Raw genomic sequence first — 13,782 nt, 5'->3', positions numbered from 1 at the left:
ATTTACCTATTTTATGCATGTAGGAACGCGAAATGAAATATCGTTAAAGGCCATATTACAGCGCTCCTTACCTTCAAAAGTTTGGCGAGGAAATTTTCTTAAAGAGTGTTCTTTAAAAAGTATTTGATCGTCTTCTGTAGGTTTTTTTTCTTTTGCGAGTTTAATTTCTATTTCTACATAACATTCTTTGTACATCTTCCCCGATGTTTCTACATTCATTGTCAGGTAGAGGTCGCGGGGAACAATTTCTCTTGCAGAATTAAAGAGTTCAAAATTATAACCGCGCTCACTTAGAAGAACTTCCAGTTTTGAGTAAAGCTCTTTGTTACTTTTTGACGTTGGATCAATTTTTAAACGGCACGTATTGTGCTTTATCTTATTGTATTGAGCATATGTTGATGTCGTAAAAAGTAGAATGAGCGCGATTAATTTCATAGTAAGAATTCCTTATAATCTTTAGCACAGGCCTCTTCAATTTCTTTGATTTCTTTTGGAATCATTGCCGAAAGATTCTCGTGGCCGTTTTGTGTGATAAGAATATTGTCTTCGATACGAATTCCAATTCCCCTTAAATGCTCAGGGAGAGTGGCATCGCTTTTTGGAAAGTAAAGACCAGGCTCCACTGTGAAGATGACTCCATCTTCAAATTTTGTTTCTTCGTATTCGTCTGTCTGGTATGGGTTTTGATCGTGAACATCTAAACCTAGCCAGTGACCAGTTCCATGGGGATAATATTTTCTAAACGCTGCTGTTTCGATATTTTCATCGACTGAACCTTTTAGAACTTTTAAATCAATTAGACCTTGAGTGAGTACGCGACATGTATGTTCATGAACTTCTTTAAGTGTACGCCCAATCCACGCATGTGAAATGGCCGTTTTTTGAGCTTCAAGGACAATTTCGTAAACTTCAGCTTGCACGGTAGTGAACTTGCCATTTACAGGAAATGTTCTTGTAATATCTGTTGCGTAAAGATTTAATTCACTTCCAGCATCGATAAGAAGTAGGTCGCCGTCTTTTAATTCAGCATTATTTTCGATGTAGTGGAGGATATTGGCATTATCTCCGCTAGCGATAATATTATCGTAAGCATTGCCTTGTGATAAATCCTTCGTGAAAAGATATTGCATTAGAGCATTGATTTCTTTTTCATTTCTTCCAGGAGCGGCCAGTGCCATGGCCGCACGGTGAGCTTTGTTTGTTGCGATCATGGCGGTTTTCATAAATTGAATTTCGTTCTGATCTTTTACTAATCTCATTTTTTCAATTAAGGGATTTACATGAAAGAAGTTTTTCGGAGGTGAACTCGCGCGAGTTTTCTTTCTGTGGTAAAGTTTTTTGCAAATATCTCTTACCATCGCAAACGTTTTTGGCTCATCAAATAGATCCATATAGAGTTTTTCGTGACCTAGAAGGAGCTTTTCAATCATTTCTGGAAATTTTTCAACAGTATATGTTTCATCAACTTCTAAAATTTCGAGGGCCTTATCTGGTCCCATTCTTCTGCCTGACCACATTTCCATAAAAGGATCTTTTTCTCTTACAAAGAGAATTGATTTTTTATCTGGATATGAAGTTAATACTAAGATTGAATCCGGTTCATTGAAACCCGTAAGATATTTAAAATTACTGTTTTGACGAAATGGATATTCCGTATCATGTGATTTTGTTACATGGGTTGCACCAGGAATAATCGCAATTGCATCTGTAAGTGTATTAAGAAGTTTTTCTCTTCTTTCTTTGAAATTTGTTGGGAACATTTATAACTCCATTAGGCCAATAGCTTTAGGAGTATTTTACCAGAAAAAAAGGCCAACACAAGGTTGGCCGATTTCTTTTGAATGTTATTTCATGCTTTAAATAAATCTATTTAATTAATTTAAAGACGGATACATCTTTGGTCACCCCAAGTGTTGCGACGACATTCTCTTTCAGCTTCTTGACAAGCTCTTTCTTGAACACCAGTTCCTTGACGACCTTCTAATGTCGAAGTGAAACGATCAAGTCTTGTTCCCCAGCGATCAACTTTTACTACAGTACATGATCTTGTAACAGTTGGATCTGGTCTTGGGCCTGGGTAAGGATTGTAAGAACCTCTTTTTTCACAGTAAGCTCTTGGGTTTCTACCAGATGATCTTCTATAGCGTAGTTCGCTTTCACATTTTGATTGAGCATCAATACATGCAGAGTATTCTGAGTAGGCCTCTTCAGTGAAAGACTCTAGCAGTGTACCATTTCCTCTTTTAAGGTCATATGTACATCTTTCAACTCTTGGATCTCTTCCTCTGCCTGGATCTCTATAGTCACCGTCAGTTTCACAGAATGCCGAGAAGCTATTTCCGTGACTTCTGCGCCTTGCTAATTCTCTATTACATGTTTGTTGAGCTTCTCTACAAGCTTCTCCTCTTGTGTAACCCCAACCAGTGAATGAGTCGAGAGTCCCACCAGTTCTAGTTCTCATATAGCTTGTACATGTGTCTGCTAGTGCAGCAGTAGAACAAAGTGCAACAACTGCAAAAAGTAATTTCTTCATATAGGCCCTCTCCTTTTTTGTTTCTGAGTTTTAACTCTTATAAGGCCAATCTATGAATTTTGAGTGGGCTTGCCTATGGCCAGCAAAAAAAAGGGCCCTAAAAAGGCCCAAATGTAATATTATGTTGGAAAAATTAAAGTCATTTAGTCGGCCAAGGAGGCAGATTGACCCCTTTTATGCCGATTTTTGTAATAAATTCCCTTCTATTATTAGACGCAGAACTCTTTCAAAACGCTCTGGAGCAACTGGTTTGGCCATCAAATAGTAAAGGTTGTCTTGAGAAAAGTTCAGTGAATGAGGAGTTCCTGAAATGATAATAATAGGAGTTTTATGGTTCGGGTTATCGCGATCATGAATTTTCTTAGTAAGGCCAAGTCCATCCATATGAGGCATATTAATATCACTGATGATGAGATCAAATTTCTTATTCAAAGTTTCTTCTAAGGCGCTTAGACCATTATCTTTCACTGTGAATTTAATTTTCTTATCGTCAAAAAATTCATTGATAAATTCTACGTAAAAATCGGTGAGTAGTTGTTCATCTTCGGCAATAAGAATATTCAATTCCACTTTTTCCTCTCTTTTATGCGAGCTTTAATTAAAGTCTTATCGACTATTTTAATGAAAAATGGAGTTGGTAACTTTAAGAAATAGTTAAGAATGAATGGGCCCCTTAATAAAAGGGGCCAATATCTTGTTATTTGATGAGTTTTAGAACACGTTCTTTGCCGATTGTTAGAATAAAACCGGCAAGTTTCGGACCACGCTCTTTTGAAATGAGGGCGCCATAAAGGGCCTTAAACGCCTCTGCGGGTTCAATTTCACTGGCATGAATGAGTTCATAGATTTTTTCGTGTAACTCTTTATCTTCTGTAATTGCATCAAATGCACTTGATTCCATATATGAGGCCAAAGAGCTTAAGAAGTTTGTGGCCCCTGCACTTAAGTCTTGTGCTGGTTTTTGCTCATTTACCTTGAATTTAAATTCTTCTGGAGCATGATTTTCGAGCCAATAAAGAGCACATGTTGATCTTTCAACAAAGCGTCTTTCATCACGAGCATTTTTAATATCGTTTGCATATTCAGAACGTGTCTTTGCAATATCACCATCGTTAATTTGAAGAAGGTTACAAAGGTGTCTAAATGACGGTTGAAAAGGACACTCTTTTGGCATCTCTCCAATTTGAGAAAGCTCAAGAACTCTTTTTGCCATTTCTACTTTTTTCTCAGCCCCAGCTTCAACACCGTAAGCAAGTCTTTCTTGTCTGTCGAAGTCTTCATAAGTTTTTACTACGTCTAAGTCGAAGCTTACTGCAAAATCTACGTTTGATTTGTAGCTTGCAAAAATCCAACGAATCATTTCTGGTTCATATACTTTTAAAACGTCGTTTACTGTAACGAGGTTTCCTTTTGACGAACTCATTTTTCCGCCAAGACCTTTGATCGATACGAAATCGTATTGAAGATAAACTGGAGTATCCCAACCAAAGATTTTAACAATATCTTTTGCCGTAGTATAAGATCCCCCTTGTGAAGAGTGATCTTTCCCACCTGGTTCGAAGTCTACTTTTTCAAACGCCCATCTCATTGGCCAGTCAACACGCCAAGGAAGTTTAACAAGTGAAGTTGTGTTTAAATCAATAACACCTTCATAACCTGTTTCGTTGTGCTTATAAGTAATTTTGCTCTCACCATCCCAACCTGTAACAGTTGTTTTATCTGTTTTATGTTCTTCACAATATACACTGATAGGGAAGTATTCATCACCATAAGGTTCAGAGCGGTATTGATTTAAGATATCGCGAATTTCTTTTCTTTTATTTAAAGCAAGTTTGATATCTTCTTTGTAATCACCTGCACGGTATTTTTTTGCTTGGTAAATTGGCTCTACTTCAATTCCCATTTTTGCTAATTGAGCTTCGAAGGCCTTTTCGTGGTGAGCTGCATAAGACTCGTGTTCACCGAATGGATCTGGAGTATCAACGATTGGTTGATACATATATTTTTTAAGCTCTTCTTGTTTTGGAAGATTTAGGGGAACTTTTCTAAAAGTATCGTAATCATCCCAGCTGAAAATAAAGCGAACTTTTTTACCACGTTCACGAAGGGCACGTGCCACTAGGTCTACAGTGATAACTTCTCTAAAATTTCCAAAGTGAACAACACCAGAAGGAGTAATACCACTGGCCAAAACGTAACCTTCCTTATCACCCTTCTGCTTTATGATGCGGTCAGCTGTCATGTCGGCCCAGTGAATAAGTTTTGGCGTATTTTGGTTGTCACTCATAAGATCTCTCTTTTTTTCGTTAATAGAAGGCCTATTTATAACATAAGTGCCTAAAATGGTACAGAGTTGTTATTGAGAAATTTGACTTTGAAACAAAGCTTCATTATTTTAAAACCACAATAAGCGAGGTCGCTATGTTAGTTTCTGGATTAATTAAATTTGCCTTTTTTTATTTAGCATTTGTCGTAATTAAATCTTTGATTTCGAGTGGGAAAGAGAATGCGAACAGGGCAAAACAAAATGCAAGAAGGGCCCCTTCTGCTCAACCAAGTTCTAGTGATGGTCAAACATTTGAGGCCGAATATCGAGTGATTAAATAAGGCCGAGTCTTTGCTTAAGTTCGTCCTGAGTTATTTCACCTCTTTTAACGGCCGATTGCACAACCATTAGGGCCTTTTGATACTCAAGTCTATCAGGGGCATTGATCACAGAAAGATCAAGGTGCTTTTGGTTTTCGATTGTTGAATACTTAACAGCATTTTTTAAAAGCTCAACGGCCTCATCAAAAGTCGCCAGTGTCTCCACGCTATACTCCTTTTCTCGCGCAATAAATGCGGCCCCTTAGTGTCCTAAGTAGGCCTTTCTAATTTCTTCATTGGATATTAAATCTTTTGCGGCCCCTTGCATAGAAATTTCTCCCGTGGTGAGAACATATCCACGGTGAGCAATTTTGAGTGCAGCGTATGCATTTTGTTCAACAAGAAGTATTGTCATTTTTTGCTTTTCATTGATTTCTTTAATGGCCGAAAAAATGGCCTGAACAAGTATGGGCGCAATTCCAAGACTTGGCTCATCCAATAAGAGCAGTTCAGGTTTACTCATATACGCCCTTGCAATGGCCAGCATTTGTTGCTCACCACCTGATAGGGTACCCGCAAGTTGAGATTTTCTTTCTTCAAGTCTTGGGAAGAGATCAAACATATAACGAAAGTCTTTGGCGATCTGATCTTTGTCGTTTCTAAGATAAGCGCCCATTTCAAGATTTTCTTTTACAGTGAGATCTGGAAAGACCATTCTTCCTTCTGGAGAATGGGCCATTCCTTGGGCAACAATTTTATGGGCCTCAAGGTTTTTGATGGATTGACCTTTAAACGAAATCTCTCCCTCACTTGGTTGCAGTAATCCTGAAATCGTATGAAGAGTGGTCGTTTTTCCTGCTCCGTTTGATCCTAGAATCGTTACAATTTCACCACGATTTATATGAAGGTTTATACCGTGAATGGCGTGAATAGATCCATAGTGTACGTGCATATTGTTAATTTCTAGAATTTTTTCACCACTCACAGGGCCTCCTCATCACTTGTTCCTAAATAGGCCTCAATGACTTTTTTGTTGTTTTGAATCTCCTTTGGAAGACCCATCGCAATTTCTTCTCCGTGATCAACAACATAGATGCGCTCACACACGTTCATGACAAGTTTCATATCGTGTTCGATGAGAAGAATAGAAATTTTAAAATGATCGCGCACCCAGCGAATAAGCTCTGTGAGATCATTAGTTTCTTTTGGATTCATCCCTGCAGCAGGTTCATCTAAGAGAAGAAGTTTTGGTCTTGTCGCCAGTGCGCGAGCAATTTCGAGTCGTCTTTGTTCACCGTAAGGAAGATTTTTTGCAAGCAAAGTTGATTTTTTCTCAAGGCCAAAGATTTTTAGAATTTCCATGGCCTCATTATAAATACGCTCTTCTTCATTTTTAAATTTTTTATTACGAATAATAGAATCGAATAGTGAGTAGTTTGTACGGTAGTGGGCCGCCAATTTAATATTGTCTATGACACTAAGATCTTTAAAAAGACGAATATTTTGGAATGTTCTCGCAATTCCTTTTTGAGTGATGTGTGAGACGTGCTGTCCTACAATCGATTTTCCTTCCAGATCAACAGAGCCTGAAGTTGGCACATAGACACCTGTGATCATATTGAAAATTGTCGTCTTTCCTGCTCCGTTTGGCCCGATAATACCAATGAGTTCACCTTCTTCAATTTTCATATTGAAGTTATTAACAGCAACAAGTCCACCAAAGCGAATGGTCAGATCTTTTGTTTGCATGATAATTTTTTTATCTACTGTCATTACTGTGCCTCCTTCTTAGAGAATAGGGCAAGTACATTAAATTCTTTTTTGCCAAATATTCCCGATGGTCTAAGAAGCATAAGAACAATAAGAAGCACAGAGTAAATAAGCATGCGCCACTCTGAAATAGTCTCACCCATAAAGCGCAGAAGCTCTGGGAGAATAGTTAGAATAACTGCGCCTACAATTGATCCAGTTATTGAGCCAAGTCCTCCGAGAATAACCATAATGAGAATGATTACTGACCACATAAATGAAAAGCTATTGGGTGAAATAAATTCTTGATAATGAGCATAAAGTGCTCCAGCTATTCCCGCAAAACCTGCACCTAAGACGAAGGCCAGTGTTTTGTACTTAAAAGTGTAAATACCCATACAGTCGGCCGCAATTTCATCTTCTCGTATACTAATAATGGCTCGACCATGGGTTCCACGCACGAGATTGGCCATGAATATGATAGTGATCACAACAAAGAAGTAGATGAGAGGAAGATTTGACCATTTAGGAATTCCCGTAAGGCCTCTAGGTCCACCAACAACGTCCATATTCATGATAATGATACGAATGATTTCACCAAATCCTAGGGTTGCAATGGCCAGATAGTCTCCCCGTAAACGTAAACAAGGAACACCAATGATAAGTCCAGCAAGACTTGCGGCAACGAAACCAAGCCCACAACTGATGGCAAGGTTTAAAAAGTTCGGTAGGGGAAGAGCGTAGAAAACTCCATAAGACCCACCCACATAGGCACCTATGGCCCAAAAACCAGCGTGTCCAAGGGAGAGTTCTCCACAAATACCGTTAATGAGATTTAAGCTCACGGCAAGTATGATAAAAATTCCCGACATAATCATTAAGTGAGAAAAATACTCTATATTCATTGAAGCAATTCCTTTTAAACTTTTTCTTTAACGTTCTTTCCAAGAAGGCCTGCGGGCTTCACAAGAAGAATAATAATAAGAATGGCAAAGGCCACGGCATCTCTGTAAGTAGAAATCCAAAAACCAACAACAAGATTTTCAGCAATCCCTAAAGTGATCCCACCTAAGAAGGCCCCTGGAATAATTCCAATTCCACCGAGTACGGCCGCAATAAAGGCCTTAAGGCCAGGGATGAGCCCCATCATTGGCTCGGCCGTGTTGTAGTACATTCCAACCAAAACTCCGGCCGCACCTGCAAGTGAGGCGCCTAAAAAGAAAGTAAAACTAATAATTCGGTCAGTGTTTATTCCCATGAGTTCAGCTGCATTTTTATTGAAGCTAGTGGCACGCATGGCCTTACCAATTCTTGTTTTGTTAACAAGCCACCAAAGAAAAATCATAAGGGACACGGTGATCGCCATAATGATCATTTGGATATTTGAAATAAAGACATTGCCGTCGAAAAATTCAATCCCATCTCCTGAGATTAGTGTAGGAAAGGCCTTTGGTTCTGCTCCAACTGTTCCTTGTCCGAGATATTGGAAAAATAATGAGGCCCCTAGTGCAGTAATAAGTGCAGAAATTCTGCCGTGTCCTCTAATGGGCCTGTAGACAAGCTTTTCAACAATCACGGCCACAACTCCTGATCCTATCATGGCCACTGGCAGGCCAAGAAGTAGAGCTGTTGTGGGTGATAAGTTTATTTTTAAAAAGTATTCGCAAACATAAAGTCCAATGAAGGCGCCAATCATATAAAACTCACCGTGGGCGAAATTGATGAGTTTAATGATCCCGTAAACCATGGTGTAACCCAGGGCCACGAGAGCGTAAATGCTTCCTTGAGACAATCCGTTTACAAGAAATTGTAGAAGATCATAAAAAAAGAATTGAATATCTTGCACCGTCACTCCCTAACTATTCAAGATTCATGAAATGTAAAAGGCACTACTCATCATAAGTAGCGCCTTAGAAATGTTATGGATTAACTTTAGTTTTAAATACGTTTCCAGCAGGTGTTGTTTCAAGAACAACGGCACTTTTCTTAGCATTTCTATTGCTATCGATAGTGATCATTCCTGTTACTCCTTGGAAATTTTTAGTTGCAAGGATGGCCTTATTAAGAGCTTCGTGATCTGTTGATCCCGCTCTTTTGATAGCGTCGGCCATTACAAGGATGGCATCATATCCAAGTGCGGCCATGGCCCCTGGGTTTGATTTGTAAGTTGCTTTATAGCTTTGAACAAATTTTTGTACCATTGGATCTTTGTCATCTGAAGAAAAGTGAGAGCTAATATAGTTTCCTTTTACAGCTTCACCTGCAAGCTCTTGGAGAGTTGGTGAATCCCAACCGTCTCCACCTAGGAATGGAAGATCGATTCCACTTTGTCTGGCCTGCTTAAGAATTAGACCAACTTCTTGGTAGTATCCAGGAAGAAAGATAACATCTGGATTTGTTCTTTTAACTTTTCTTAACAAACTTCTAAAGTCTGTATCTTTTTGAATATAAGAAAATTCAGTGTCGATAACTTCTCCACCCATTTTTACGAATTCTCTTTTGAAAACTTTTGCAAGACCTTTTGAGTAGTCTGAAGATGTGTCGATAACGATTGCAGCTTTTTTCTTTTTAAGATTTTCAAAAGCAAATTTGGCCATTACAACACCCTGGAACTCATCTGTGAAACAAGTTCTACTAATGAAGTTACCAACCTGAGTTACTTTTTCATTTGTTGAAGCAGGTGTTAAGAGAGGAACCTTCGCGGCCTGAGCAATTGGAGCTCCAGCTAGTGTATTTGTTGAAGCAACTGAACCAATAACGGCAGCAACTTTATCAACTTCAATAAGTTTTTTCGTGGCAGAGGCCGCATCACTTGGTTCTGAGCGGTTGTCTTCTACGATAATTTTAATTTTCTTGCCGTTAACACCTGTCTTATTGATATCTTCAAGGGCAAGGCGAATACCATTCACACTTTCTTGACCATAAGTTGCAATAGGACCTGTCATCGCAAAAACTGTACCGATTTTAATCTCTTCTTGGGCGTTTGCGCTGGCAAGCGTGGCCACTAGAAGAATACTAGCAAAAAGTTTTTTCATTTTCTCTCTCCCTAAAAATGTTCAATATTAAAAGTTTAGGGAAGTGTATCGCTTTTGTAAAGAATATTCATCGATACAGTAAACAGTCCTCTCGGTGTCCCATATACTGGTCCATTCCTTTCTTTTCGAGAGCTAAAAGCTCAGACAATGATCCGTTGTTTTCGGCCCAATGGCGCAAAGTTTCATTGCCGTTGATATAGTCTATGGCCAGACGGTTGCTCTCATATTCATAAGGTTTATCGTTCCAAGCAAACGAAGTTCCAAGCTTGTTGATAAATTCACGCAAAAGAATTTGTCCGACTCGCCAAGAGTAAAACGATTCAGGTTTTGTTGGATGAAGATGTAATCCGCCACAGGCCTTGCCCACATGCTTTTGAAATGTTGGCATGAAGACCACTGGGCGCGCAACAAACCCCTCACTTGCCGCGTGAAGTTCTTCCTTGATTCCTTCGTAAAAACTATAGGCCTCAATCTCTGGATGTCCCACAACTTCAAGGGCCCTTGTAGTCCCGCGCCCTTCTGAAATATTAGTGCCTTCATAAAGTACTGTGCCACAGAAAGTAATAGCACTTTCTGGTGTTGATAAGTTTGGAGATGGATTTACCCATGGTAAATGGCAATCGTTCCAAAAGTGTGATCTGCTCCAGCCACTCATTTGCACAACTTCTAGCTCGCAGTTGATATTGTGGTATTTGTTTGCGTACAGGGCCATTTCCCCCATGGTCATACCATGGCGTTGAGGGATGGGGTGGCGCCCAACAAAAGATTCGAAACCCTTTTCAAGGAGGCATCCTTCAATGATTTCTCCACCGGCCGGATTAGGGCGATCAAGGATGACAACTTTGATATCATTTTTTGCACAGGCCTCCATTAATAGAGACATAGTCGAAATATAGGTATAGACCCTCGTTCCCACATCTTGCAGATCAACTAAGAATGTATCAATTCCTTCCAACATTTTATCCGTGGGGATTCTTGTTTCTGAGTATAGTGAGTAAACGGGGATTTGAAAAAAAGGATGAAGATAATGATCCGTTTCTACCATATTGTCTTGAACATCACTTACGAGTCCATGCTGAGGTCCGAAGACTTTTTTTAAGCGAGTTCCGAAGATTCTTTGTAGGGGTGTGATTCCGATTTCAAGGTTCGGGTCGACAGAAGCACTGTGACAAAGATAGGCGATATTTCCTGTAATGCGATCTTGAATATTTTTGTCATTAATCAGGCGCTCAAGCCCGGTTTGTATTGCTTTCATATGTTTTAAACCATCCTTAGTTTTTTAAATATATGTTATCGTTAATAATTTTATTCGTCCATTTAATTGACCGTAACTTATCAGAGGATTAGACTATTGGGATAAAAAGGAATTCCATGGAAAAAAATGTACATCTCGTTTTTATTGATGATGAGCCTAGCATTATTGAGCTAGTCGAGGTGTATCTAAAAAATATTTCTCATTTAAAACTTACGGGACTAACGACATTAACAGAGGCCCATGATTATATTATGAGTAACCATCAGAATATTGATCTTGTTGTTTGTGATATCGGCCTAGATGAAGGTGAAGATTTTAAAGATGGTCTTGCTCTTCTTAGTCATTTACGTGATAAGGGGGTAGATATCAATTGGTCGTTTTGTTCGGGTCACGCCCATCTTAAAAATGAAGTCCTTTGCAATGATAAACTTTGCGTCACAGCATTTCTTGAAAAGCCTTTTACTAAAAAAGAACTCCTTGCCTTTATTATGAATTTGATTCAAGATTAGCTTCCGAGATTCCTGTGCTTTTGCCTTATATTCTAACGAAGTGAATATAGACCTCTCTTGTAAAAAAAGAGAGAATGAGGAGTCACACACACGGAGGAGAAGACATGCAAGCATATTTAGATCTTTTAAAAGATGTTAGTGAAAATGGAACTGATCGTTCTGATCGTACGGGCGTGGGCACGAGAAGTGTGTTTGGTCGTCAAATTAGATTTGATCTTTCTAAAGGGTTTCCTTTAGTAACGACAAAAAAACTTCACTTAAAAAGTATCATTTATGAGCTCCTTTGGTTTTTAAAAGGAAGCACAGACAATAATTGGTTGAAAGAGAGAAAGGTTTCTATCTGGAATGAGTGGGCCACAGAATCAGGGGATCTAGGTCCCATTTATGGAAAGCAGTGGCGCTCTTGGCAGACTCCGGGTGGGGCGACGATTGATCAGATTAGTGATCTTATCACTATGATTAAAACAAAACCGAATTCAAGAAGACTTATCATTACGGCATGGAACCCTTCAGAACTTCCTGATGAGAGTATTTCTCCACAGGAAAATGTTCACATTGGAAAAATGGCCCTGGCCCCATGTCACTGTCTTTTTCAATTCTTTGTGGAAAATGGGAAGTTGTCTTGTCAGCTCTATCAAAGAAGTGCCGATCTGTTCTTAGGTGTTCCTTTTAATATTGCTTCATACGCTCTTCTGACTCATATGATTGCCCAGCAATGTGATCTTGAAGTTGGAGACTTTGTTCATACATTTGGGGATCTTCACCTGTATAAGAATCACTTAACTGATGATATCGTTTACGAGCAATTAAAACGTGAACCAATGGCCTTACCAAAACTAGTCATCAAAAGAAAACCTGACAGTATTTTTGACTATGAATTTGAAGATTTTGAAATCGTTGGCTATGAATCTCATCCAGCGATTAAGGCGCCGATTGCTATATGATTATTTCGATGATTGTGGCCCAGGCCAAAAATAGATGTATTGGTATCAATAATGATCTGCCGTGGAAGTTGAGTGGTGATTTAAAGTTGTTTAAGGAAACAACGATGGGTCACCATCTCATTATGGGAAGCAATACTTTTAAATCCATCGGACGCGCTCTTCCAGGGCGCACCACTTTGGTTTTGTCGCGCACTGAAATTTTTGAAGGTGAGCGAGTTCACACATTTTCTGATATTCACGATGCTCTAACATTTGCTCACGATAATGAAGATGAAGAAGTCTTTATTATTGGTGGAGCAAAAATTTATGAGCATACATTAGATATTATTGATCGATTGTATTTAACTGAAGTTGATGCACAAGTGACAGGCGATGCTTTTTTTCCAGAGCTTGATCCAAGTGAATGGGAGTTGTCTGAAGAACTTTCTCATCCAAAAGATGATAAGAATGAATACTCTTGGACGAGAAAAATATTAGAGAGAACCTCTAGTCTTGACTAGAGGATATTAACTCCAAGTTTCATAAGAGTGCTTGCAACACTTAGAAGAGGAAGTCCGATAATTGAAGAGTGATCTTTGCATTCGATTTCCTCAAAAAGGGCAATCCCTAAAGTTTCTAGCTTGTAAGCACCACAGCTCCACAGAGGTTCATCTTTCAAAACATAATTTTCAATTTGAGATTTTGTTAATTCTCTCATTTTCATTTTTGCGATAACTGTATGTTCAAAAATCTCTTCACCTTTTATGATACAAATACTTGTGATCAATTGGTGTGATTTTCCTTGTAGACGTGACAGGGTTTCCATCGCCTTTTCATTTGTCAGTGGCTTATTAAAAATTTCACCTTCAAATTCTAGAACTTGATCACCACTGATGATGATATCTGTAGGGTATTTTTTCTTTACGGCCAGGGCCTTTTCTTTTGACAGGTGTTTAGATACTTCTAGGGGAGTTAGACCCATCTCTTTTACTGCGTCCTCATCAATATCTGGAGAGTAACACTCAAATTCTACTCCAAGCGTTGTCAATTGGGCCTTACGAAATGCTGATGAGCTACCGAGAATAATTTTACTCACTTAGAATCTCCTCTAAATCAACTAGGTTATAAACTTATGTTTATGATTCTTTTTTTACTTTCAGTCAACGTCAGAGGGTGGCAAAATAGAGAAGAT

The 13,782-nt window shown here is 38.9% G+C and carries 17 protein-coding genes; 4 read left to right on the top strand and 13 right to left on the bottom strand.

Annotated elements, in window-relative coordinates:
• Nucleotides 1-6 precede the first annotated feature (6 nt).
• The 5 genes from M899_RS03220 to lysS all read right to left on the bottom strand — a co-directional run bounded on the left by M899_RS03220 (nucleotide 7) and on the right by lysS (nucleotide 4,820).
• Complete coding sequence (locus M899_RS03220; RefSeq protein ID WP_021270117.1) at nucleotides 7-435, bottom strand: hypothetical protein; 429 nt, start codon at nucleotides 433-435, stop codon at nucleotides 7-9.
• On the bottom strand, nucleotides 432-1,760 hold the full coding sequence (locus M899_RS03215; protein WP_021270091.1) for an aminopeptidase P N-terminal domain-containing protein: 1,329 nt from the start codon (nucleotides 1,758-1,760) through the stop codon (nucleotides 432-434). Before M899_RS03215 ends, M899_RS03220 begins: the two co-directional genes overlap by 4 nt.
• Before the next feature lie 119 nt (nucleotides 1,761-1,879).
• The gene (locus tag M899_RS03210) at nucleotides 1,880-2,533 is read right to left on the bottom strand and encodes a hypothetical protein (RefSeq protein ID WP_021269962.1); all 654 of its coding nucleotides are present in this window, start codon (nucleotides 2,531-2,533) and stop codon (nucleotides 1,880-1,882) included.
• Nucleotides 2,534-2,707: 174 nt separating this feature from the next.
• Nucleotides 2,708-3,103: a response regulator gene (locus tag M899_RS17435; RefSeq protein WP_021269935.1), complete on the bottom strand. Its 396-nt coding sequence runs from the start codon at nucleotides 3,101-3,103 to the stop codon at nucleotides 2,708-2,710.
• Nucleotides 3,104-3,230: 127 nt separating this feature from the next.
• Nucleotides 3,231-4,820, bottom strand: coding sequence for a lysine--tRNA ligase (gene lysS / locus M899_RS03200; protein WP_021270103.1), 1,590 nt, complete (start codon nucleotides 4,818-4,820; stop codon nucleotides 3,231-3,233).
• 134 nt (nucleotides 4,821-4,954) lie between these two features.
• Here lysS and M899_RS03195 point away from each other — a divergent pair, with 134 nt between their 5' ends.
• Nucleotides 4,955-5,140, top strand: coding sequence for a hypothetical protein (locus M899_RS03195; protein WP_021269930.1), 186 nt, complete (start codon nucleotides 4,955-4,957; stop codon nucleotides 5,138-5,140).
• Here the strand turns inward: M899_RS03195 and M899_RS03190 are convergent.
• The 7 genes from M899_RS03190 to M899_RS03160 form a co-directional block, all read right to left on the bottom strand.
• The gene (locus tag M899_RS03190) at nucleotides 5,133-5,345 is read right to left on the bottom strand and encodes a hypothetical protein (RefSeq protein WP_021270077.1); all 213 of its coding nucleotides are present in this window, start codon (nucleotides 5,343-5,345) and stop codon (nucleotides 5,133-5,135) included. The two genes, M899_RS03195 and M899_RS03190, sit on opposite strands and share 8 nt — an antisense overlap.
• 36 nt (nucleotides 5,346-5,381) lie before the next feature.
• Nucleotides 5,382-6,071, bottom strand: a complete 690-nt coding sequence (locus M899_RS03185; protein ID WP_034727740.1) for an ABC transporter ATP-binding protein — start codon at nucleotides 6,069-6,071, stop codon at nucleotides 5,382-5,384.
• 29 nt (nucleotides 6,072-6,100) lie between these two features.
• Nucleotides 6,101-6,892 (bottom strand): ABC transporter ATP-binding protein, encoded by a 792-nt coding sequence (locus M899_RS03180; RefSeq protein WP_021270025.1) that lies wholly within the window; start codon nucleotides 6,890-6,892, stop codon nucleotides 6,101-6,103.
• Nucleotides 6,892-7,773, bottom strand: coding sequence for a branched-chain amino acid ABC transporter permease (locus M899_RS03175; protein WP_021270101.1), 882 nt, complete (start codon nucleotides 7,771-7,773; stop codon nucleotides 6,892-6,894). The genes M899_RS03180 and M899_RS03175 overlap by 1 nt, the downstream gene beginning before the upstream one ends.
• Before the next feature lie 14 nt (nucleotides 7,774-7,787).
• Nucleotides 7,788-8,705: a branched-chain amino acid ABC transporter permease gene (locus tag M899_RS03170; protein WP_034727737.1), complete on the bottom strand. Its 918-nt coding sequence runs from the start codon at nucleotides 8,703-8,705 to the stop codon at nucleotides 7,788-7,790.
• A gap of 82 nt (nucleotides 8,706-8,787) precedes the next feature.
• The gene (locus tag M899_RS03165) at nucleotides 8,788-9,903 is read right to left on the bottom strand and encodes an ABC transporter substrate-binding protein (protein WP_021269989.1); all 1,116 of its coding nucleotides are present in this window, start codon (nucleotides 9,901-9,903) and stop codon (nucleotides 8,788-8,790) included.
• A gap of 67 nt (nucleotides 9,904-9,970) precedes the next feature.
• The gene (locus tag M899_RS03160) at nucleotides 9,971-11,158 is read right to left on the bottom strand and encodes an exo-beta-N-acetylmuramidase NamZ family protein (RefSeq protein ID WP_021270158.1); all 1,188 of its coding nucleotides are present in this window, start codon (nucleotides 11,156-11,158) and stop codon (nucleotides 9,971-9,973) included.
• Between the two features lie 116 nt (nucleotides 11,159-11,274).
• Here M899_RS03160 and M899_RS03155 point away from each other — a divergent pair, with 116 nt between their 5' ends.
• The 3 genes from M899_RS03155 to M899_RS03145 all read left to right on the top strand — a co-directional run bounded on the left by M899_RS03155 (nucleotide 11,275) and on the right by M899_RS03145 (nucleotide 13,111).
• Complete coding sequence (locus tag M899_RS03155; RefSeq protein WP_021269969.1) at nucleotides 11,275-11,667, top strand: response regulator; 393 nt, start codon at nucleotides 11,275-11,277, stop codon at nucleotides 11,665-11,667.
• A 104-nt stretch (nucleotides 11,668-11,771) separates the two neighbouring features.
• Entirely contained in the window at nucleotides 11,772-12,611 is an 840-nt protein-coding gene (locus M899_RS03150) for a thymidylate synthase (RefSeq protein ID WP_021270029.1), read from the top strand.
• A complete protein-coding gene (locus tag M899_RS03145; RefSeq protein WP_021269960.1) occupies nucleotides 12,608-13,111 on the top strand; it encodes a dihydrofolate reductase in 504 nt (167 codons plus the stop codon). Before M899_RS03150 ends, M899_RS03145 begins: the two co-directional genes overlap by 4 nt.
• Here M899_RS03145 and M899_RS03140 read toward each other — a convergent pair.
• Nucleotides 13,108-13,686: a Maf family protein gene (locus tag M899_RS03140; RefSeq protein ID WP_021269979.1), complete on the bottom strand. Its 579-nt coding sequence runs from the start codon at nucleotides 13,684-13,686 to the stop codon at nucleotides 13,108-13,110. The genes M899_RS03145 and M899_RS03140 overlap by 4 nt on opposite strands.
• Nucleotides 13,687-13,782: the final 96 nt, after the last annotated feature.

This window comes from Bacteriovorax sp. BSW11_IV, assembly GCF_000447755.1.
In the GTDB taxonomy this organism is placed as follows: Bacteria; Bdellovibrionota; Bacteriovoracia; order Bacteriovoracales; family Bacteriovoracaceae; genus BSW11-IV.
Note: the sequence above shows the minus strand (reverse complement) of the source record. Positions and strands in the feature narration are given on the sequence as shown.

Coding starts and splice junctions, on each gene's coding strand:
- M899_RS03150 (WP_021270029.1), top strand. CDS start 11,772: ATGCAAGCATATTTAGATCTTTTAAAAGATGTTAGTGAAAATGGAACT.
- M899_RS03215 (WP_021270091.1), bottom strand. CDS start 1,760: ATGTTCCCAACAAATTTCAAAGAAAGAAGAGAAAAACTTCTTAATACA.
- M899_RS03155 (WP_021269969.1), top strand. CDS start 11,275: ATGGAAAAAAATGTACATCTCGTTTTTATTGATGATGAGCCTAGCATT.
- M899_RS03165 (WP_021269989.1), bottom strand. CDS start 9,903: ATGAAAAAACTTTTTGCTAGTATTCTTCTAGTGGCCACGCTTGCCAGC.
- M899_RS03210 (WP_021269962.1), bottom strand. CDS start 2,533: ATGAAGAAATTACTTTTTGCAGTTGTTGCACTTTGTTCTACTGCTGCA.
- M899_RS03220 (WP_021270117.1), bottom strand. CDS start 435: ATGAAATTAATCGCGCTCATTCTACTTTTTACGACATCAACATATGCT.
- M899_RS03145 (WP_021269960.1), top strand. CDS start 12,608: ATGATTATTTCGATGATTGTGGCCCAGGCCAAAAATAGATGTATTGGT.
- M899_RS03185 (WP_034727740.1), bottom strand. CDS start 6,071: ATGCACGTACACTATGGATCTATTCACGCCATTCACGGTATAAACCTT.
- M899_RS03160 (WP_021270158.1), bottom strand. CDS start 11,158: ATGAAAGCAATACAAACCGGGCTTGAGCGCCTGATTAATGACAAAAAT.
- M899_RS03195 (WP_021269930.1), top strand. CDS start 4,955: ATGTTAGTTTCTGGATTAATTAAATTTGCCTTTTTTTATTTAGCATTT.
- lysS (WP_021270103.1), bottom strand. CDS start 4,820: ATGAGTGACAACCAAAATACGCCAAAACTTATTCACTGGGCCGACATG.
- M899_RS03175 (WP_021270101.1), bottom strand. CDS start 7,773: ATGAATATAGAGTATTTTTCTCACTTAATGATTATGTCGGGAATTTTT.
- M899_RS03180 (WP_021270025.1), bottom strand. CDS start 6,892: ATGACAGTAGATAAAAAAATTATCATGCAAACAAAAGATCTGACCATT.